This window comes from Mycoplasmatota bacterium, assembly GCA_018394295.1.
In the GTDB taxonomy this organism is placed as follows: domain Bacteria; phylum Bacillota_I; class Bacilli_A; order Haloplasmatales; family Haloplasmataceae; genus JAENYC01.
Map to the genome: position 1 here is coordinate 615,663 of CP074573.1, position 21,018 is coordinate 636,680.

Genomic DNA, 21,018 nt, shown 5'->3' on the forward strand with positions numbered 1-21,018 from the left:
TTAGGTGATTTTTTCATATAATATAACTTATTATTTATTTCCATTATTTAAACGAGGTGAGTTATTATGGCAAAGAGGAAAAGAATAGTAAATATTGAAAAGTTTATACACGAAGGTAGAGGTCATGGTATTCTTGAATGGAGAAGAAATATTTACTGATTCTACTCATGTTAAAGCGAATGGCAATAAGATAAAATTTGATGAAGTAATGGTTTAAGTACTCCATGAGAAAAAACAATCATTTGAGGATGAGATAAATCTCCAGCGAGAAAAATTAGGTAAAAAAAGAAAATTAGTATTAAAGAATAAAAAAGAGGGCAAAAAGATTAAGGTTAGTCGAACTGATCCAGAATCGGGATATTATTATCATGATGAAAAAGAAAAGGGATTTAAGTATTGCTATCATCGAACTGTTGATGGTAGACATAATATCATCATCGATACCTATGTAACTCATGGTAATGTACACGACAGTGTTCTATTAATTGATAGACTGAAATATATAGAAGAAAATGTCTTTAATTTTAATCAAATAGTTTTAGATTCAGGATACTTTAATTATGATATTATGAAATATTTAGAAGATAATGACAAGTTTAGTGTTATAGCTTACCGGAGATATCCTAGAAACAAAGATATTTATCCCAAAAGTAAGTTTATTTGGGATGTAGAAAAAATAGTTATATTTGTCCTAAGGGCTACGCTAAAGAGCAAAAACAGTAAATAAACAAGGTTATGTAGAATACCATTCAGATAAAAATAATTGTAAGAATTGTCCTTTAAAGAAGGAATGTATAGGAAAAAAATATAAGAAACGTGTCATTAGAAGACACATCTATGAAGACTATAGAAAAAGAAACCGTGAAAGAAGATTAAGTCCTCAAGGTAAAGGATTATATAGACGTCGAGCATGTACGGTTGAAAGGTCTTTCCCGGATTCTAAACAAAATCACGCATACCATTATGCTTATTTTCGAGGTTTAGCAAAGAACCAAGACTGGGCATGGCTACTTAGTTCTGCTCAGAATATGAAAAAGATAGCCCTTCTAGATTCAAGAAGGATATTTTAATACTAGTGAAAAGTTATTTTCTTAAAATAAGTTTGAAAAATCAATTAAAAAGGTGAAATTCTTTTATTAAATGAAAGTTTCACCTTTTTTAATATGTTAATTCAATAGACTTTGTCTACACTTTGAAGTAGCTAGTTATCTGGCTACTTTAAATTTATTATTCAATTATTGTTCCTGAATCGTTTATATTAAAATAATATCCTCCATTTTCCTTCCATGGAAACAAGATAACGGAGTGCAAGGTCTAATTCCTCCCCCAGTCTGTCCCGTGTATATATATCCTCTTGCTTTTTCGTGCTACCTTTATCGCCTGTCCGAAAGTCATGAAGTCAAAAACTTCTGTCGGTTTTCTCATAAATATATCACCCTATTACATTGTACAGCTCACTTTCCTTTATTTAAATGAATACACATATCATATACATGACCTAAATATAGCAAAATATTTACAAAAAGTTTCTTGCGATTATTCGGCTAGCCGTATATAATTATGATGAAAGAGTGTAGAGAGGACGGATTAGCTTATGGATTACATTTCTGTTCAAGAAGCTGCTATAAAATGGGGCATCTCTGAAAGGCGTATACAAAAGCTCTGTGAAGAAAATAGGATATCAGGTGTTGTTCGATTTAGCCGTATGTGGCTTATTCCTAAAGATGCAAAAAAGCCTGTTGATGGGCGAAAGAAAACAAAAGATTAACGGGAGGATTATATGGAATTTTGTGAGAAACTACAGCAGTTTAGAAAACAAAAGGATATGACACAGAAACAGCTTGCTGAACAACTATTTGTTTCCAGAACTGCCATTTCCAAATGGGAAAGCGGTAAAGGCTACCCGAATATTGAATCGCTAAAAAGCATATCGAAACTTTTTTCAGTATCTATTGATGATTTGCTATCAGGCGAAGAACTAATCAACCTCGCAGCATCTGAAAACCGTTCCAATATGGGCGAGGTGTTAAGCTTGATTTATGGTATACTTGATTTGATGGCTATTGTGTTTATCTTCCTGCCCTTTTATGGTCAACTAGACGGTGAATTTATTCGTTCGGTGACGCTATTTGCGTATCATGATGTTTCTGCAATGACCCGCACATTATATTTTGCATTGTTAATTATGATGTCGGTATTGGGGATAGCAGAACTAATCATACAATTTTTTGAGAACGAAAAAGGCTTAAACATCAGCAAAACCTGTTCTGTAATTTTACATGCTTTAGCGATAATGTTGTTTGTGCTGACCCGTCAGCCCTATGTAACCTCGTTCCTTTTTATGTTTTTTATGATAAAAATTGTACTTCTGATAAAGAGCAGCAAAATAAAGTGAAAAAGTTCATAAACACCTTGAAAACAGGCCTCTGACACGAAAAGTGTCGGGGCTTTTTTCTGTTGTGACGATAAGTTTCTTGATTATTTCCGCTTTTGGCTTAACAATAACACTGTGGTTGTAAGCAGATGGCAACCAGCAAAAAACGAAAGGAAAGATTTATATGGAATATATCATTGAAACAAAAAATCTCACCAAACAATACGGAACATCTACTGTTGTTGATAACATCAATATTCATGTTCCGAAAGGTAAAGTCTATTGTTTGCTCGGTAGAAACGGTGCTGGAAAAACCACCGCAATGAAAATGATGCTGAAACTTGTTCAGCCGACAGGAGGAACAATCCGATTGTTCGGAACAGATTACAGAGAAAATTCAAGTAAGCTTTTTTGTAAAATAGGCTCTATTATAGAAACACCGGGATTTTATGAAAATCTGACCGCCTATGAAAATTTACAGCTCTTGGGTTGTCTGCGAGGACAACGAAAAGAAGATGATATACACAGTGCTCTGGAAGTTGTCGGTCTTCAAAATGAATACAGTAAACCCTTTTCAAACTATTCTTTGGGAATGAAACAACGTCTTGGTATTGCAGCCGCTGTTATGCACGAACCAGAATTGCTTATCCTTGATGAGCCGATTAATGGGCTTGATCCTATCGGCATATCTGAAATTCGTTTGTTTCTATTAGAATTAAGTCGCAAAAAAGGAACAACTATTTTTATTTCAAGTCATGTTTTGAGTGAAATCGAGCAAATTGCAGATATTGTCGGTGTTATGCATAAAGGACATTTAATCGAAGAAGTTGATATGGCGGAATTGCATAAACGCAAGCACACATACATTGAATTTGACGTATCTGATATAAACGCTGCTGTGAAATTGCTGGAAAACAAGTATCATATTGCGGATTATACTGTGTGCAACGACAACACAATTCGGATTTATGAATGTAATCATAACCATGGTGATATCAATAGAACTTTTGTGGAAAATGGTCTGTTGGTAACAAAAGTTAATATAAGTGAAGAAAACTTAGAAGACTACTTTTCTGATTTGATTGGGGGTGGCGGTATTGCTTAATTTAATTTACTGTGAGTTGTTAAAACTAAAACGTTCAAAAATGCTCCCACTCAGCATGATAGGAGCATTGGCTACACCGATTATGATGCTCTTAGAAGCCTTGCAAACACATTTTGAATATCCGGAACGCATTTTTACCTTGAGTGATATATACGACAGCAGCCTGCTTTATGTGATGTTATTGATGAATATGATGGTCTATGTGGCTATTACTGCCTATTTATTTAGTCGGGAATATACGGAAAAGACTCTGAAAACCATACTGCCAGCGCCTGTTTCAAGAACGAAATTTATTGTTGGGAAGTTTTACACGTTGTTCCTTTGGATTATAATGTTGACTGTTGTCACATGGACAGGGATTCTCGTATTGTCTGCACTTTATCATTCCATTTTCGGTTTAGAGGGCTTTGACATTACAATTGCATTGCAATGGCTTTTGAAATTGCTCTTGGGAGGAGTGTTGATGTTTCTAACAATTTCTCCATTTGCTTTTTTAGCTGAAAGAACAAAAGGATTGGCCGCACCTATGATTATTGCGGCAGTTATGGTTATGGGAAGTGCTGCCCTTTGTAATCAAAAAATTGGTGCTTTATATCCGTGGACAGCAACATATTTTCTTATTAAAGGTAAGATGGCAAGTACGGGATACTCAATTCCATTAACAATTAGTATTATCATTTTGGTATCTGCTATTGGATATTTTGCGACATTTGCATATTTCAAAAAGGAAGACTTGAAATAATGGTATTAAATTTTATAAAATCCTGGTATAGTGGAGGGAATTACGGAGTGGTTGCCTACTAGCAGCACAGGACATATGTTATTAGTTGATGAGTTTTTACAGTTCAATATGAGCGAATCGTTCAAGGAAATGTTTTTTGTTGTCATTCAACTTGGGGCTATTTTAGCGGTTGTAGTGATGTTTTGGAACAAGATGTTTCCGTTCCAGTTCAAAGATTCAATATCTTTTCTTGTACTGGTATACCATCATTTATTAACTTTCTTATAGCATCACTTATGTCAATTACGTTATGTAGTATTACTGTATTTGCCAGTAAATCATTGTATTTTATAATTTTACTTTGTTCTTCCGGATCATTTTCACACATGATGCCTTCACCTCCAAAGAAGAACCATTTTGAAAATCCAATATAGGCTTCTGTCTTCTTAGTATCTTCAGTTATCTTTTCTCTTAATTGAAGGTTTGATATAAATTCTAATAGATATATAGTTCTTATAACATTGCCGAGTTCTCTAAATACCTGAAATAACTTGTTTTTTCTATTGTAGTTATTTAGCTTTCTAAGAAGTGTTGAAGGAAGAATTTTACCTAGCTTTATGGATAAAATAACTTGAAATAAGTCTTCATAATGTGTTTCTATAAGATTCCAATTGATTGCATCCTTGAACAAGACTTCTATATAATTATATGTCAGGCTATTATCAGCTTTATAAAATTTCAATTCTTACCACTTTCTAATTCGAGGCATAAATTCTATCCCTAACAGGTATGTTAGTGCAAATACTGGTGTAGACTGTCCTTGGGTGTCTGCGTGAATTTTATCAGGTTGGATATTTGATTTATCTGTCTTCAATAGCCTTAGATGAAAGTGCAAATACAAGGGACGTTCCTGATAAAGCTAATGAGCCACTAAGAACACTCAATGCCCCTGCTCCAGTGGTAGTAGCTAAGGTACCACCTCCAGCAGCAGCAAATACTGGCGCAGCGGCTCCTGCTGAAACCACAACAATAGCAACTACTGCTACAGCAGTAAATATTGTACTTAATTTAGGCCAATATCTACTAGGATCAATCATCATAACCGGATTATTCTTTGCATATCATACATGTTATGGTATAAAATATCACCAGTCTCGTCCTGATTTATCAACTATTTTTGTAATATCTCGTTGGATATTGCGAATTAATTAGTTAACTGTCTACCTTCCCATTCTATTGTAATATTCAAACCAATTGAAACAGGGTTGCCTAAATCATAATAGGAAATAATTTCACCATTAAAATCAGTTAATGATATTTTCAGTTATTTTCATAATTATAATCAGTTTCTTTTATAACTGCTCCAAATCAATATGGAGTATAAGGCTGTTTTGTAGTACATTGTGTCACCTGAATATTACTAGCAGAAAAATTACCATTTTCATCTGTTTTGACTCGTAGATAAATATATATTGTAGCTCATGTATGATGTTGGAATATGTATTTAAGTTGACGAATTAGCTTAATTATATCAAAACTTATCTCAAAATCAAATTTTGTTCAATCTTTTTTATAACCTTACATCTATTAAAAAATCTAAACATAATTGATTAAAATCACCTAAAGTAGTATATTATACTTATAGGTGATTTTTTACGTTTTATTGAATTATTTTATACTATCTAAGAAAACAATTAAGACAAATTAATAATTGATAGTTTTTACTTATATATAAAGAGTTCTTTATAACCTATCTTAGTCAGACATACTAAAGTTTTTTAGATAATTTGAATATAATATTAACGGTAAGGAACTTTGAAATAATTTTTAAACTAAGAGATAAATCTATTACAATAATAGTAAATAGGAGATATTATGTGGAGTAAAACAAAAAACAATTAGAAAGTTTTTTATGTGATTCATTAAAAGGAAGAATCCAGTTTCACTGTTCAAATTATAGAATGCAAGATGGAATAGGAAGAACTTATATAACTTTAGATGGAAAAGAAATCTTTAATATGTGTACATTAAAAAGTGATTATTATGGAAATCGTAAAGAAGGATTAGTATCTCAAGTTGAATTCATGGAAGTTTTAAGAGAATACTTCGATAGTTCAATAGAGAAATCCTTAAAATCAAATGATTTGATAATAAATATATTATTGATTTTTGACAGAAGGATTGGGAAAAGAACTTTATTGAGTATGAAAGAAAAATAGACAATAATGTGGATATAATTGAATATTTATATAAAATTAGATGTAATGTAGAAGGACTTAATATTTCATAATCCATTTTTTATGTGAATTTATAACATTTTTATTAAATATTTAAATATGATTGATAAAACTTACTTCAAGTTGTATAGTATACTCAATGAAGTGAGTTTTTTGGTTTATAGAAAAAAATGAAACCTTTTCAATTAAACTTAATATATTTAAATTTTTTTGAAACTATATTTAACTTTCTCTACGCTTATATAGTGAAAGGTGGTAAGTTATGGTCGACCAAAATGTTACAAACCTTTTCAATGATATATACGACTCCACAAATAGGAAGGTATTAATTTACATCACAACAAAATGTAATAATACTGCTGATATTAGCGATATTTTTCAGGAAACTTATATGGAACTTTATTCTGTGTTGATAAAACGAGGCGTGAACTATATTAAAAACTATGAAGCATTTGTTTTGAAGATAGCGAAGCAAAAGATTTATCGTTATTATTCAATTCTTGATCGGTTGAAAATGATGGTTTCACTTAGTGAGAAAGATAAAGCGTTTAATATCACAGATTTGAAAGCTGATTCGTTTATGATAGAGGATACTATATGTGAAAAAGATTTAGTGGAACAAGTGAATGAGTTTCTTTCAAAAAAGAGTGAGGATGTAAAGAAGATATTTTATCTGTTTTACTATTTCAATTTATCCATACGAGAGATTGCAAAGTTACTTCGTTTAAATGAGTCAAATGTCAAGAATAAACTATATCGGACACTTAAAGAGTTACGTGAAAGGTGGTCTATCAATTGAAAGAAAAAGATATAATCACTAAAGCGGTTAGTATGAATATGCCAGATATTGAGTCTATAAAAGAGATATGCGTTAATCAAACAATAATGATTAATAAAGATAAATATCAAAAATGTATTTGGATAAAAAGATTAACGCCTATCGTATTTATATTATTATTTGTTTTTATATTAGTATTAAGTGGTGGTACCATAAATCATCGATATAATCTTATCGCAACAACTACAGAAGAAATTTATATAGTACCTCATTGGGATGATTTGAGTATTGAAGAGAAATATGGTGAAATTGAGTATAACAATTCTAGATATACATCTGCGATAAGTGAAATAAACAACTCCGAAATTGTTAATTTATTAGGGGAGACAACCGCAAGTGGTTATGATGTATATAATGACAAGGAGTATACAATAAATTGTTCAGTATATTCAATAAAATCAATCGCATCAAATGCTGTTGTTGCGGTTAAATTCGATGAATATGAAGGGTATTATTCTTATATAAATAATAGTTATAATCCTGAAAGTCTTGGAAATCTAATAGATGATTTAAATTTGCATAAAAATCTTGGTTTTAATAAAATTTATTATAGTTATTGGAAAGATGGTATTTTAGAAAATGGTAACTATATTCAAATGGAATATACATTATCCGATACATCGGTGATTTGGGATATACTCCTATCTGATACTTCGCTTAAAAATGAGGGTGATACATATTATGGTGCTACTAAAATGGGTATATCTATTGATGTGAAAAATGTCGGTCATAAAAATATTTCTCTTGCGGTTAATGATGCGGGTTATTTACAGACAAATATTCTTAATACAGGAAAAACATTTTTTATTGGAAAAGATAAAGTAGAGTACTTTATTGATTATGTTTTAACGAATGGTACTGGTACAAGAATTCAAAGAGATTCAGAAACAGCTGATACAACCAAAAATGAATAAGGAATGATTATAAATATATTTATATAAGCACTTAAGTAAATTGGTAAAATGTTGTATAATAAGAGTATTAATTATTGTGCACTGGAGGGAAGGTAATGGATAAAATTGAAGAAACTAAAATTCAATTTTTAGGCTATTTTGTAAGAGAAATGAATTTTTTAAGAAATGATAACTTTAAGAGTGAAAAAATTAACTTGAATATGAAATTTTCTAAAAACACAACTTATTTAGAAAATAATAAAGTTAAACTAAATGTAAATGCGAAGTTATTTGAAGATGCAGTAACAAAGAACTATCCTTTTAGTTTATCCTTAGTTGTTACGGGTGTGTTTCAATACAATCATATCAATATAGATGAAGATAAGAAGAGAGAGATGTTAGAACAAAAATTATTAGATATTCTTTATCCTTATATAAGATCAATTGTATCAACAATCACCATGACTTCTAATTTACCACCATTATATCTGCCAACTTTAAATATTAATCAATTTATTAGTGTTAATAAATAAAGATGACAGCTCGTATGAGTTGTCTTTTTTACTTGGGTAAAGTTAAGGAAATTATTTTGATATTAGAAATATCTTGAAGATTGTCAAATTATGGTATATTATGTAGAAAATAAGAGGTGAAATGATGAAAAAATTTATAGCACTATTATTTAACATTTTAGTTTTAGTTATTATTTTCAACTTGTTTTTGTGTAGTAAAGTTAATGCTCAGATTATTAGCGATAATCATATACTTGGACAAGTAAATAATATGAAATTAGAATATATAAATGATAATTCAGAGTATTTATTTGTATCAACTAATTCTGGTATCTACTTAATAAATCCTGAAACTTTTAAAGTAGAGAAGTATATTAAAATTGAAGGAGATATTTCAGAATTCTTTTTAATTAATAATATTGAAGATTCTAAAAGTCCAAATAAAGATCTAGTAATTTTTATTGATGACGATAATTTACCAAGTGTTATCGTTTATAGTATGGATTCATTAGAAAAAATTTGGTCATTCACTGCGATTACGACAGGATATAATAATGAAAGTATTAAAATTGAAAAGAAAATGCCTATTTTTGATTATGATCTAAATGAAGATAGCATATTACTAGTTTCAGGATATAATTTGTATAGTCTTAACATAAAAACAGGAAAACAAAACTGGGTTTATAAACATGAAGACAATATTTGGGCTGTATCTTATATGAGTGATATTAATAGTGATAATAAAGATGATATCGCAATCAGTGTACAACCGTCTAATGTAATTGGTCTTAATGGAAAAGATGGAGAAAAACTATGGGAAAAAAAGATTGCGAAATCATATAAAGTAAAAAGAAATGATAAAGTTATTGGAACTACTAAACTAAATATATGGGATTTAATGTATGTTAATTCAAATTTGATTGCTACTGGGGAAGATGGCTATCTCTATCAAGTAAATCCTAATAATGGTCAGATATTAAAAGAGAAGAGTATTTTAGAAAATATACCAAATATTTTAGCGTTTCAAATATATTTAGAAGGAAATAAAGCCAAAGATTATAGTGAATTAGTAACTAATGGTAAAAGTGCATATCAAATTATCAATTCAAAAAAAGTGAATGATAGTGATATATTAGTTACAATATTTGAAAACAATCAATATGCTAATTATAGTGGGCTAACTCCAGAAATGTATTTAGTTGATGGAAAAACATTAGACATCATTTGGCAAGAAGAATATAGCGGGAAGCAATTACTGGATATTAATTATTATAATAATGGATCTATAAGTTTTTTTGATGGAAAAAAAATCAATATTTTTAGTATTAATAATCATAATAATGTTAAAGAAATTAATTTAGGAAGTAACTCAAATAAAGAAAGTAATCCTATATATTCAATATTAAAAAATGATACATTGATTGTAAGTGATCATGATATAAGTAAACTTGATATTAGTGATAATACTAATCCAAGTGTTGTAAATAAAATTACTAGTTTTAATGGATATGATACGATAGTTAATAATGATTATATTTATAAACTCTATTATCAATATGATATTAATAATAGAGTAATAAAAAATTACAGTGCAGTTGAATGTACAGATAAAGTAGGGAATGTAATTTGGAAATATAATTTAGATAACATAGATGATTATTTTAATTTTTATTTAATTAATGATGGATTTATTTTCATTACTAATAAATATGAATTATATAAGATTAATTATACAGATAAATTAACAATTGAAACTTATCAGTTACCAAGTGATATAGAAAATCAACCAAAAGACTATGATTATAATAAAATACATGCTTTAACAACTTGCTCGGATTTTAATAATGATAATACATTGGATCTATTAATCGTTTTAGAAAATGGTAATTTCTTTATTTTAAATAGTAAAGATTTTAATGATGTAATAATAAAGGATAATTTAAATTCCATTATTAACTTAGAAAATCAATGGTTTTCCTATGCATTTCCTATCTTTAATGAAAATGAAAAAAAATTATATGTTATGAGTGAAAATAAAATTGAAATCCTCTCATTTGATGATCAATTGACTACTTCAATAGAAAAAGAAGTTTCTTTAGAAAATTTTAATTTCTGGAATGATGGTCAAAGTATAAAAAACAATATTGATTTTGATAATGATGGGTATAAAGATTTTGTTTTAAGAATAAATAATAATGATTTTAATGAAGCATTAATATTATATAGCGATGGGACAATTGGAAAAATTAATATAGGATGGGATTTTACATTGTACCCTACTTATATAGACTTAAATGATGATAATAAATTTGAAATAATAGTTACTAGTAGTCAAGAAGATGGTGAAGGGAATTGGCAAAGTGTTTGTAAAATTGTCGACCCATATACAAGTATTAATGAAGAAGATAATGTATTATTTCATAAAGTCTTTTATGAAGGAAATGAAATTACAAGTAATTCAAAATATAAACCATTAGAAATAGTAGATGATATAACAGGTGATGGAATAAAAGATGTTGTTGTTTTAGTAGATAGATGGGGTGATAATTACTTTCAAGTTTATAATGTTAATGATGATACAAAAGTTGTTAAAGTAATTCCTATAAGTGTTCGATTTACTGAAAGGGAGGAGATGAAAGATTCTAAAATTGGAGCACCTGGTGCTTTTATAGATACTTTTACATATGACGATAATCAATTTATGTTTTTAACTTTTAATCAAAATGAAAATATGGTTACAAGTATGTTTAACATAAATGATTTTTACGATACTCAAAATCTATTAAATATAAATGGTAGAATTTTAAATTATTATATTGAAGATAGTTTTGTTTTATATAATTTATTTAATAAGAAAAATGAAGAAAATTTTATATCAAATACTTTGGATCTAAATTCTAAAATTAAAATAAATATTGATGAAAATACGGTATATAAACAATCTAATATAAACATAAATTGGGATAAAGATATTAGTGCTGTTTTTTACAGAATATATGTTGATAATAGATTAGTTGAAATTACATCCAAAAATGAAGTGAATGTTTTTTTGAAAGATGGCTTAAATAATGTAGGAATTGGGTCGGTTTTAGAAAATGGAACTGAGTTAATCACGAATTTCCATGTTAAAGTTGATTTAGATAATTCAAATAATTATATGTTTTATTTGTATTCAGTATCATCCTTATTTGTTGTATTTGTGCTTCCAGTTAAATTCTTTAGATATAGAAAGAGGGGGCATTAATATGATTGAATACATAATTCAAACCAAAAAATTAACTAAAAAATTTGGGAACTTTGTTGCTGTTAAAGATTTAAATTTAAAAATATCAAAAAATAAAATTCATGGATTTATAGGTCCCAATGGCGCTGGAAAAACAACAACAATTAAAATGTTAACTGGAGCAATTTATCCAAGTCAAGGTATTGGATTGATTGATAAATATGGAATTGGAACTAAAAGAGGACGTTCTCTAATAGGCTATGCACCTGCAGAATCCTTGTTTTATGATAATATGACAACGATTGAATATTTAGTGTACATTGGACAAATAAAAGGATTAAGAAGAAGAAAAGCAATTAATAAAGCATATGATTTAATTGATTATTTTGATTTAAATGATGCTATTAACAGGAAACCAATAACATTTTCATCAGGTATGAAGAAGAAAGTAACGGTTGCTCAAGCTTTAATAAATGATCCTAAAGTATTGATACTTGATGAACCAACCGCAAATTTAGACCCAACGGCAAGAATTCAAATAATAGATATACTTAGAAAATTAATTAGTGAAAATGATCTTAGTATATTCATTAGTTCACATATTTTATCTGAATTAGAAACTTTAGTTGATGAGGTTACATTAATTCGTAAAGGTGAAATTGTTTTAAGTGGTAACTTAAATACTGTAAAAAATAAATTTAATAAAGGTCAATATACAATAGATACATCTAATAATAAGGTATTTAAATATTATTTAGATAAGTATTGTCATTCATTTATTAATTCTATTGAAGAAAATGATAAAGGATATGTCATTGTAAATGTTGATAATGTGAATAAATATAAGTTAGAAAGTGTAGTTCCTCCGATATTATCAAATTATAAAATACGTTTATTAAAGTTTAATCAAGAAGAAATCTCACTTGATGAAATATATAAAAATATTTATGACCAAAAAAATAAATAGGAGGAAATGATGACAATTTTTATTAATACATTTAGAAGCTTACTAAAATGGAAATCTACACTTATTTTTATCGTAATAATGTCAATATTACCTATTATATTAGGGTTTGTTTTAAAAAATGAGATATATGGTAAAGATATGGCTTTTCAATCTCAATTAGATTTTACAATAGGAATATATTATATATTAGTTTTTATGTGGGGGTTAGGAATACCATTTTTAATTGTTATAAGCGCAAAAGGGATTAGTTTAATAGCGAATGAAATTACTGAGGGGACTTTAGGACTTTTAGTATCTATGAAAATATCACGATTTCAAATAGTATTATATAAGTGGTTAGCTTTATATTTTGTTGTTGTATTATTAGGAATATTAAGTATATATGAAAATATAAGTATCTTATCTTTGATTTCAGATATGGATAAAAATATTTTAAATAAATTAATTGAATCTATTCCTTTTTTAATTCAACATATATTGATAATGGGATTTATTTTTTCTAATATCGCAATCTTATTATCTTTATTAATTAAGTCAAAAATATTTGCGACCATTAGCATGACTTTCTTTATAGTGATTGTTTTTTTAATTATTCCATTATTTAAAAACTTTTTAACATCATATTATGAAAAATATAATCTATATCTCTATGATTTAAATTATCATTTTAGTTTAATATATTATCATTTTATTAGTAAAAGTAATATTAGTATTTCACCTACATTACAAACTGTGATGGGTACTTTTATTGGAATATTCGATATTAAGAAAATTACTGATAATGACATGTCTGTTTTATTAAAATCATCTCTTATGAAAGATGCAGCTATTTATTCATATCTTAGCTCAAATATTTTAATCTTATTTTGGTTATTTATAAGCATTATTTGTTTATTTTTATCAATGAGAATTCTGACAAAAAGGGATATTACATAAAAAATTTTATTTTATGATTATTTAATTTTTAAATTACATATATATAAAGTATGAAAACTCATGAAATTACACTAAAAAAGTGTATCATGAGTTTTTCAATATTTTTTATTGTGGATATCCTTTACTTACAAAGTAAGCGTCAAATAGGTTCTTTCCAAAGTTATTGGAATTTTATGTAAAAATATGTTATAATAAAGGTATCAAAAGTGGAGGTACCTTATGGACGAAATAATTAAAATGCTTGACGAAAGTCTTGATTACATATCACATGAGTTAATTGATGATACTTTATACATTAATGTAAAATCAAATAAGGAGTCACTCCCATGTCCTCTATGCGGAGAGGAAAGTACAAAAGTACATTCTAGATACAATAAAAGCTTTCAGGACTTGCCATTACAGGGGAAAAAAGTTGTTATTGCACTAAAAAATAAAAATATGTTCTGTACAAATCCAAATTGTAAGAAGTATACATTTTCAGAAAGCTTTGGTTTTATTGATCAAAAAGGCAAGAAAACGAAAAGATTAATTGATGAAATTATACGAGTTTCTTTGACTCAAAGTTCTATATCGGCGGCAAAATACCTTTCAGATACGACCGTTGAAATCAAGAAAAGCTCAATTTGTAATTACCTAAAAAAAAACTCTAGTCATAAACAAGAGTGAAGTTAAATATGTCTGTATAGATGACTTTGCGATAAAAAAGAGAAAATCATATGGAACAATTATGGTAGATATTGAAACTAAATGTATTATAGACTTATTAGAATCAAGAGATAGTATGAAAGTTACGGAATGGCTTACTACGTTTCCAAATATTAAACTCGTCTCACGTGACGGCTCAACAACTTATCGCTCGGCTATTGCAGACGCTCATCCTAAAGCCACTCAGGTAAGTGATCGTTTTCATTTAGTTAAAAATTTAGTGAAATCCATATCAAAGTATATGAAACGAATAATTACAGGTCGCATTGAAATACCACTCATATCACAAGATGGAAAGAAACGTTATGATTATCTTTGTGGTTTAAGCCGTAGAGAAAAAATTATTGAAGCCAGGCGTTTATATGCAAAGGAAGGAAATAGCTATGATACGATTGGAAATAAGTTAGGTGTTTCACCAACAACAGTTGCTAAATATATAAAAATGAAGGAAGAAGATATACCTAAAGAGAAAATAACTGTACGTGGAAAAGAGCACATCAACGCCATTTCGAAAGTGGAACAGAAAAGAAATAAGGTGCTAGAATTATGGAATAAAGGGTATACAAAAAGAGACATATCAAAGAAAACAGGATATAGCACTACAAGCATTGATACTTATCTCAAAGGTGAATTCAATCCTGTGCACGGACAATATGGAACAGGCCGAAATGGTAAACTAATGCCATTTAGAGATGAAGTTATTGATATGCGTGCTAATGGGATAACATATAAGAAGATTACAGAACATATAAGGGAAAAAGGATACACAGGAACTGTAGATGGATTGAGATTTTTTATCTCAAAAGAAAAGCGTTTAGCTAAAGACACCTCGTCTACAAAAGAACCTACAGAATTTTTAGACAAACGTTTGATCAATAAATTATTATATAAACCACTTGAAAAGGTAAAAGGGATCACGGAGAATCAATTGAATGAATTTTTCAAAAAATATCCAGACATAAAAGTACTCTTTGAAAGACTAAAAGAATTCAGACTTTTGTTACTTGAAGATACAGAAGACAGTTTAAGTAAATGGATTAAACGGGCAAGAGAATCTGAAATTCAGGAAATTGATAGTTTCATTAATGGTATACAAAATGACCAAGATGCCGTAGAAAATGCCATAAAGTATAGTTATAATAACGGTTTAGCAGAAGGAAGTGTTAATAAACTAAAATCTATAAAAAGGATTATGTATGGCAGAAATAAATTTGATCTACTGAGGTCTAAAGTATTATTATTGGAATCATTAAAATGATAGATTTAAGTAAAGTAGGCAAATAAAGTCTACTATTAATTTTTACTATAAATCCAATAACTTTGGAAAGAACCGTCAAATATAACACACATAAAAAATCCTCATTTACTAAAATGAGGGATTTTTTTATGTGTTCAATTTACAATTTTTAGGGAGTTCATCTGACCAAGGTAATAATGTGTCTAGAATTTGTTCATCATTCAAATCTACATTTGGTAATCTATCAAATAAATAGGTTAGATATTCAATTGGTTTTATATTATTCTCCTTCGCGGTTTCAATAACACTATATATGATGGCACTTGATTTTGCTCCTTTAGGAGTATTAGAGAATAACCAGTTTTTTCTTCCAATCACGAAAGGTTTAATTGATCTTTCAGCTCTATTATTATCAATTTCTAATCTCCCATCAAGTAGGTATCTTCCAAGATTATCCCATTGATTGAGACAATATTTAATAGCTTTACCAAGTTTACAATTAGGTAAAATTTCTTCTGCTTGATTTTTAAGCCATACTAAAAAATCATCCAAAATCTCTCGACTGTCATTATTTCTTATTTCATACTTTTCTTCAGGTGTTAAGTCCATTATTTTATGCTCAATTGAGTATAACTGATTACAGAAAGTTAATCCCTCTTTCGCAATGGACACATCATCACTCGATAGAGCTTTTACTATTTCGGCAAATCCTCTCCTCGCATGTGCCCAGCACCCAACAAGTATTACATTAGGAATATTATGATATCCAGTATATGCATCCACCTGAAGATATCCTTTAAATCCTTCAAGAAACTCTTCGGGATGTTTACCTGCTCTTGTCGTCTGATAATCATATAAAACAATTGCTTTCCCCTCTGAACCTGTTCGATAAAGCCACATGTAGGACTTTGATTTTGCTTCTCTCCCGTTTTCCTTCAATACTTGGGTAGTTGTCTCATCTGCATGTAGGATATCTTTTTGAAGTAATAATTTATGCATACGATTATATAAGATTTCCAACCAAGCAGCACCTTTAATTACCCAGTTAGAAAGATTTTGTCGCGGTAAAAATATTCCCAATCTTTCAAATTGTTTCTCTTGTCTGTAAAGAGGTAACCCATTTGTATATTTTTGATCCATTATATACGCAATTAAAGATGATGAAGCTAAGCTTCCTGGTATTGCAGGATAAGGCATATTAGCTTTTATTATAGGCGTTCTAATTTCACTTTTCTCACATAATCGACAGGATACTATATGACGGATATGTTTCTTGATTTTTACTTTAGGCGGAATAACTACAATTTCAGTTCTTTCTTCAGTACTCATTTCATGAAGTAGAAAACCACATTGTGGACAATCTTTTTCTTCAGGATAATAATGTATTTCTTCAACAGGAAGAGTTTTTAAATAATCAGTACTTTTTTTCGTCCTTTTTTATTTCTAGTATAGGTAATTTTTTCAAGTTTAGGTTCTTCGCGATTTAAATTTGATTCCTTTTCAGCTTCATTAAATAATTCTAGACTTTGTTGATTAGGATCAATTTTCTCGCTAGAAGATCCAAAACGCTTTTGTTGATATAATTTAAAGAACTCTTCATAATTTTTCACTTTATTTTGAAGTTCTACTATTTTAGAATCTTGTGATGAGATATATTCAATTAATTCTTCTTTAGTTAGTTTATTTAAGTCTACTTTTTTCATTGCTTTTCTTACCTTTTTTCGATACTTTATTTTACCATAAAATGAGAAAAAAGTCTAATTATATAAAGAAAAGGGACTATATAATCCCCCTTTGCTTAACCTCTTTAAAGGCCTTTCCATTACGTATTTCATAACCATCTAAAAACCAATAAAATTCTTTTAAAGACGAACTTGTAATCTCCTGTTCACTTTTAGGCCAATTAAATTTACCACTTTCTAATCGTTTTTTATATATCCAAAAACCATTATAATCCCAATGTAAAATTTTTAAAATTTGTCTACTTTTATTACAGAAAACAAATAAGTTATTTGAAAATGGATCTAAATCAAACTGTTTTTTTACAATAAGAGATAGTCCATCAATTGATTTTCTTAAATCAGTATATCCTGTCGCGAAATAAACTGTTTTTACATCCTTGAGTTTAATCATAATTCTGATAACACCTTTACCACATCTTTTAAATGATTCCCATTGAACCCTGGTTCAACCTTTATATTGCATTTTCCTATTTTAATCGTTATACATTTTTCTTCATTCATTTCAACCATTTCATGATTAACAGGAATGGGTATCCAATTAATTTCTTGTGCTTGATTTTCATTTTGATTATTCTTTTTAATCCAATATAGAAGTTGATGTAATTTATACCCATTTTCCCTACACCATTTTGATTTTGATAATCCACTTTTTTGATATTCTTCAATTCTTTCTTTCCATTCAGATCTTAACTTATTATAATTCATTATAAAATCCTCCTAACATATTAGCTAAGAGGATTATCTCATATTATTTTCATAAATTAAATGTGTGCTATATTGTACGCTTACCTTACAAACAGTATCAATAATATTATTAGAACTTTCTATTGAAATGAATCAAATAAAAGAAGTAAATGACAGACATTGACAAGATAAGTAGTAAAAATAAAAATACTAAAGTAAAATCAATAAAATAGTGTAATGAAAATAAGGCAAATACTAACCAAAAAGTTGTCCAAAATGCATAATATCCTGCTTTATCATTAATCATTACCCCACGTTCATCTTCTTTATTCTCCACTTTTTTGACAAAATCTTTGTTTTTATTTCCAATAGCATAAGTAATCAATAAGAGAATTCCAGTTGGTAAAAAAGCGGCTGATAATCCTATAAATACAGGGTGGAAATCAAAAATAAACATAAGCGTTAGAAATACGATCCCTAGTATAATATATAGAATTGAAAAATTAATTTGTTTTTTAATTGATTTATTCATTTTAGTCCTCCTCAAAAATAAATATTTCTTCAATGTGATAATTAAATATTTTAGCTATTTTATAAGCTAAAGTAATTGATGGATTGTACTTACCATTTTCTAGAGAGATAATGGTTTGTCGTGAGACATTGATTAAATCCGCTAAATCTTGTTGTGTCATATTCTGATGGGTTCTAAGTTCTTTAATTTTATTTTTCATGCAACCTCCTTCATATAATCGATGTAAAGTTAACTTTACATCGATTATATAATAGGGGATGTGCGATGTCAAGCTAACTTTACATTTATTTAAAAATTGTTTATTTTCATTATGAGTGATTAATTATAACATAGTAAATTGTATATTTAGCAACTCAAATCAAGATTTTATGATACGCTTCTTGTAAAATAGAATTAAATAAGGAGTGTGATAGAATATGAATATAGTGTTTGAAGAAAATGAACGGGAGGTTATATTTAGAGTTAAGGATTTTGAACCTAAATATGAACCTGTATTAAAAATGTGTTATTATGAAAAAGATGGAGATAGTTATATAAAGAAATACAGCGATCAAATAAACAATATTAAGATAATCCAGGAAAACTTTAAAAAGCATGCTGAAGTTATGTTTAATCAAGTTGGTTATTTTGAAGAAATTCCTTGGGAAAAAGCTTTATTAGCTTTTAGCGAAAGAATGAACAAATATCATATTGATTGGTGGCTTACAGGGAGTTGTGCTGCCTGTATAAGAGGGATTCCATTAAAGCCACATGATGTTGATATTATGGTGGATTCAAAAGATGTTGTTAAATTAAATCATCTATTTACTAATTGGATGATAGAACCTTTTATTGATACAGGTGGTTGGGTGACTAAAGATTTTGGTGTTTTATTTAAATATGCTAGAATAGATATAGCGTCTGATCCTAGTCCATCATTAGACCAACCAGAACCAGTTGATTGTGGACCTTATGCTAAGGATCATTTAGAAACTGTACAATTTAAAGGCTATCAAATAAAAGTACCACCACTACAGTTATTAATAAATGCAAACAAAAGACGGAATAGATTAGATCGAGTCAAATTACTTGGATCATATTTAAATAAATAATCTTGTTTAGAGGTGAGGAGACATGTTTGAATGGAATAAGAGTGTGCAAAAGATGATTGATATAATTGAAGAACATCTTACTAGTACAATTACACTTGATATGATTGCTGATAAATTAAATTATTCATCTTATTATTGTACAAGACAATTTCATCAATTTGTAGGAATTAGTTTAAGGAATTATATTCGTTTAAGAAAAGTAAGTGCAGCTGCGCTTGATTTAAGAGATACCGATGATAGAATTCTTGATATTGCATTTAAATATGGTTTTTCCTCACAAGAAGCATTTTCACGATCTTTTAGAAAAGAATATGGATTAAGTCCGTTTCAATATCGAAAGATGCTTAATCCATTACCTCTTTTTATCAAACGTAATACCTATAATCCTTATTTTTTAGGAATTGATATCCCTATAAAAGATATGAACAAGAAAGAAGTTAATATAAGTATTCAAGTGATTCCTAAACATCAATTCATTGGGATAAGAGACAATAACGTAGATAATTATTATGATTTCTGGGCTAGACAAGAAAAAGAATATAAGAGAGAATGTTATAAGGTGAGTGGATTACTTGAAAGTATTAAAAGTTATAATGGGGTTGTAGGTGGCTGGTTTTATGAAAATAAACAAAAAGGATACCTTTATGGAATAGAAGTTCCTTGTCCTGTGAGTCCTGTAATCCCAGTTTATTTTGAAAAATTAATAATACCTAAAAGTATATATGTTATTTTTCATTATCCACCTTATCAGTATAATGAAGAAGATAATATAGTGTATCATTTATTAAAAGAGAAAATGGATTCTTTTAATCCTAATGACTATGGATACGAGTATCATCTATCTAATCCTATTTATCAAAGACATAATCCAGAAAAATATGGTCAGGCTATCTGTGTACCGGTAAAAGTAAAGGAATAATTTTAAGTATAATTAGAATTCAATATATCTATTTAGAAGAAATGATTCTTTTAAATAGGTATTTCTTTAATTTTTTAGTATTAATTAAAGATTTTGTGGAAAAATACCATAATATGGAGAATATTCCAATATTATTACTGTACTTGTTGATAGAAATACTATATAATAAAGAAAATATAACAAAAAAGTGTAGATATACTGATATTAATTTGAAAGAGCATTTCAAAATGTACTGATTGTATGTTAATTAATGTTTGAATATAATTCATAAAATGGCTATTTAAGAGAGTTAATTATTCTTA

23 protein-coding genes and 3 pseudogenes are annotated in these 21,018 nt (G+C 28.4%); 18 read left to right on the plus strand and 8 right to left on the minus strand.

What is annotated here, in order from left to right; genetic code table 11:
• Window positions 1-253: 253 nt before the first annotated feature.
• The 7 genes and pseudogenes from KHQ81_02580 (at window position 254) to KHQ81_02610 (ending at window position 4,437) form a co-directional block, all read left to right on the plus strand.
• Window positions 254-727, plus strand: a complete 474-nt coding sequence (locus tag KHQ81_02580) for a transposase (GenBank protein QVK19529.1) — start codon at window positions 254-256, stop codon at window positions 725-727.
• Window positions 717-1,070: pseudogene (locus tag KHQ81_02585) on the plus strand (transposase). The gene KHQ81_02580 and the pseudogene KHQ81_02585 overlap by 11 nt, the downstream one beginning before the upstream one ends.
• Before the next feature lie 524 nt (window positions 1,071-1,594).
• Window positions 1,595-1,768, plus strand: a complete 174-nt coding sequence (locus KHQ81_02590) for a DNA-binding protein (GenBank protein ID QVK18623.1) — start codon at window positions 1,595-1,597, stop codon at window positions 1,766-1,768.
• A gap of 12 nt (window positions 1,769-1,780) precedes the next feature.
• Window positions 1,781-2,395: a helix-turn-helix transcriptional regulator gene (locus KHQ81_02595; GenBank protein ID QVK18624.1), complete on the plus strand. Its 615-nt coding sequence runs from the start codon at window positions 1,781-1,783 to the stop codon at window positions 2,393-2,395.
• 163 nt (window positions 2,396-2,558) lie between these two features.
• The gene (locus KHQ81_02600) at window positions 2,559-3,479 is read left to right on the plus strand and encodes an ABC transporter ATP-binding protein (protein ID QVK18625.1); all 921 of its coding nucleotides are present in this window, start codon (window positions 2,559-2,561) and stop codon (window positions 3,477-3,479) included.
• Window positions 3,472-4,221, plus strand: coding sequence for an ABC transporter permease (locus KHQ81_02605; GenBank protein ID QVK18626.1), 750 nt, complete (start codon window positions 3,472-3,474; stop codon window positions 4,219-4,221). The genes KHQ81_02600 and KHQ81_02605 overlap by 8 nt, the downstream gene beginning before the upstream one ends.
• Before the next feature lie 27 nt (window positions 4,222-4,248).
• Window positions 4,249-4,437, plus strand: a pseudogene (locus tag KHQ81_02610) (undecaprenyl-diphosphatase).
• On the opposite strand, the gene KHQ81_02615 reads toward KHQ81_02610, so the two are convergent.
• Genes KHQ81_02615 through KHQ81_02625 form a run of 3 tightly spaced genes read right to left on the minus strand, consistent with a single transcriptional unit; the run spans window position 4,430 to window position 5,300 of the window.
• Entirely contained in the window at window positions 4,430-4,942 is a 513-nt protein-coding gene (locus KHQ81_02615; protein ID QVK18627.1) for a Tn3 family transposase, read from the minus strand. The pseudogene KHQ81_02610 and the gene KHQ81_02615 overlap by 8 nt on opposite strands.
• Window positions 4,943-4,945: 3 nt before the next feature.
• Window positions 4,946-5,095 carry a Tn3 family transposase gene (locus KHQ81_02620; protein ID QVK18628.1) on the minus strand — a complete coding sequence of 50 codons (150 nt, stop codon included), beginning with the start codon at window positions 5,093-5,095 and terminating at the stop codon, window positions 4,946-4,948.
• Window positions 5,061-5,300, minus strand: a complete 240-nt coding sequence (locus tag KHQ81_02625; GenBank protein QVK18629.1) for a hypothetical protein — start codon at window positions 5,298-5,300, stop codon at window positions 5,061-5,063. Before KHQ81_02625 ends, KHQ81_02620 begins: the two co-directional genes overlap by 35 nt.
• An 861-nt stretch (window positions 5,301-6,161) precedes the next feature.
• On the opposite strand from KHQ81_02625, the gene KHQ81_02630 reads away from it, so the two are divergent.
• The 9 genes from KHQ81_02630 (at window position 6,162) to KHQ81_02670 (ending at window position 15,769) form a co-directional block, all read left to right on the plus strand.
• The gene (locus KHQ81_02630; GenBank protein QVK18630.1) at window positions 6,162-6,419 is read left to right on the plus strand and encodes a hypothetical protein; all 258 of its coding nucleotides are present in this window, start codon (window positions 6,162-6,164) and stop codon (window positions 6,417-6,419) included.
• 280 nt (window positions 6,420-6,699) lie between these two features.
• Window positions 6,700-7,236 carry a sigma-70 family RNA polymerase sigma factor gene (locus KHQ81_02635; protein QVK18631.1) on the plus strand — a complete coding sequence of 179 codons (537 nt, stop codon included), beginning with the start codon at window positions 6,700-6,702 and terminating at the stop codon, window positions 7,234-7,236.
• On the plus strand, window positions 7,233-8,189 hold the full coding sequence (locus KHQ81_02640; protein ID QVK18632.1) for a hypothetical protein: 957 nt from the start codon (window positions 7,233-7,235) through the stop codon (window positions 8,187-8,189). Before KHQ81_02635 ends, KHQ81_02640 begins: the two co-directional genes overlap by 4 nt.
• 95 nt (window positions 8,190-8,284) lie before the next feature.
• The gene (locus tag KHQ81_02645) at window positions 8,285-8,701 is read left to right on the plus strand and encodes a protein-export chaperone SecB (protein ID QVK18633.1); all 417 of its coding nucleotides are present in this window, start codon (window positions 8,285-8,287) and stop codon (window positions 8,699-8,701) included.
• A gap of 124 nt (window positions 8,702-8,825) precedes the next feature.
• The gene (locus KHQ81_02650; GenBank protein ID QVK18634.1) at window positions 8,826-11,924 is read left to right on the plus strand and encodes a PQQ-binding-like beta-propeller repeat protein; all 3,099 of its coding nucleotides are present in this window, start codon (window positions 8,826-8,828) and stop codon (window positions 11,922-11,924) included.
• 1 nt (window position 11,925) lies between these two features.
• Complete coding sequence (locus KHQ81_02655; protein QVK18635.1) at window positions 11,926-12,870, plus strand: ABC transporter ATP-binding protein; 945 nt, start codon at window positions 11,926-11,928, stop codon at window positions 12,868-12,870.
• Window positions 12,871-12,879: 9 nt separating this feature from the next.
• A complete protein-coding gene (locus KHQ81_02660; protein ID QVK18636.1) occupies window positions 12,880-13,806 on the plus strand; it encodes an ABC transporter permease in 927 nt (308 codons plus the stop codon).
• Window positions 13,807-14,025: 219 nt separating this feature from the next.
• Window positions 14,026-14,472 carry a transposase family protein gene (locus KHQ81_02665; GenBank protein QVK18637.1) on the plus strand — a complete coding sequence of 149 codons (447 nt, stop codon included), beginning with the start codon at window positions 14,026-14,028 and terminating at the stop codon, window positions 14,470-14,472.
• Complete coding sequence (locus tag KHQ81_02670) at window positions 14,459-15,769, plus strand: ISL3 family transposase (protein ID QVK19530.1); 1,311 nt, start codon at window positions 14,459-14,461, stop codon at window positions 15,767-15,769. Before KHQ81_02665 ends, KHQ81_02670 begins: the two co-directional genes overlap by 14 nt.
• Before the next feature lie 126 nt (window positions 15,770-15,895).
• On the opposite strand, the pseudogene KHQ81_02675 reads toward KHQ81_02670, so the two are convergent.
• From KHQ81_02675 to KHQ81_02695, 5 genes and pseudogenes are all read right to left on the minus strand, one after another.
• Window positions 15,896-17,451 (minus strand): annotated as a pseudogene (locus KHQ81_02675) (IS66 family transposase).
• A gap of 76 nt (window positions 17,452-17,527) precedes the next feature.
• Window positions 17,528-17,881 carry an IS66 family insertion sequence element accessory protein TnpB gene (gene tnpB, locus KHQ81_02680; protein QVK18638.1) on the minus strand — a complete coding sequence of 118 codons (354 nt, stop codon included), beginning with the start codon at window positions 17,879-17,881 and terminating at the stop codon, window positions 17,528-17,530.
• Window positions 17,878-18,195 (minus strand): IS66 family insertion sequence element accessory protein TnpB, encoded by a 318-nt coding sequence (locus KHQ81_02685; GenBank protein QVK18639.1) that lies wholly within the window; start codon window positions 18,193-18,195, stop codon window positions 17,878-17,880. The genes tnpB and KHQ81_02685 overlap by 4 nt, the downstream gene beginning before the upstream one ends.
• 109 nt (window positions 18,196-18,304) lie before the next feature.
• A complete protein-coding gene (locus KHQ81_02690; GenBank protein QVK18640.1) occupies window positions 18,305-18,706 on the minus strand; it encodes a hypothetical protein in 402 nt (133 codons plus the stop codon).
• A gap of 1 nt (window position 18,707) precedes the next feature.
• Window positions 18,708-18,905: a helix-turn-helix transcriptional regulator gene (locus KHQ81_02695; GenBank protein ID QVK18641.1), complete on the minus strand. Its 198-nt coding sequence runs from the start codon at window positions 18,903-18,905 to the stop codon at window positions 18,708-18,710.
• A gap of 406 nt (window positions 18,906-19,311) precedes the next feature.
• Between KHQ81_02695 and KHQ81_02700 the strand changes: the two genes are divergently transcribed.
• Both KHQ81_02700 and KHQ81_02705 read left to right on the plus strand, forming a co-directional pair.
• Entirely contained in the window at window positions 19,312-19,797 is a 486-nt protein-coding gene (locus KHQ81_02700) for a hypothetical protein (protein QVK19531.1), read from the plus strand.
• A gap of 22 nt (window positions 19,798-19,819) precedes the next feature.
• Window positions 19,820-20,716 carry an AraC family transcriptional regulator gene (locus tag KHQ81_02705; GenBank protein QVK18642.1) on the plus strand — a complete coding sequence of 299 codons (897 nt, stop codon included), beginning with the start codon at window positions 19,820-19,822 and terminating at the stop codon, window positions 20,714-20,716.
• Window positions 20,717-21,018 lie beyond the last annotated feature (302 nt).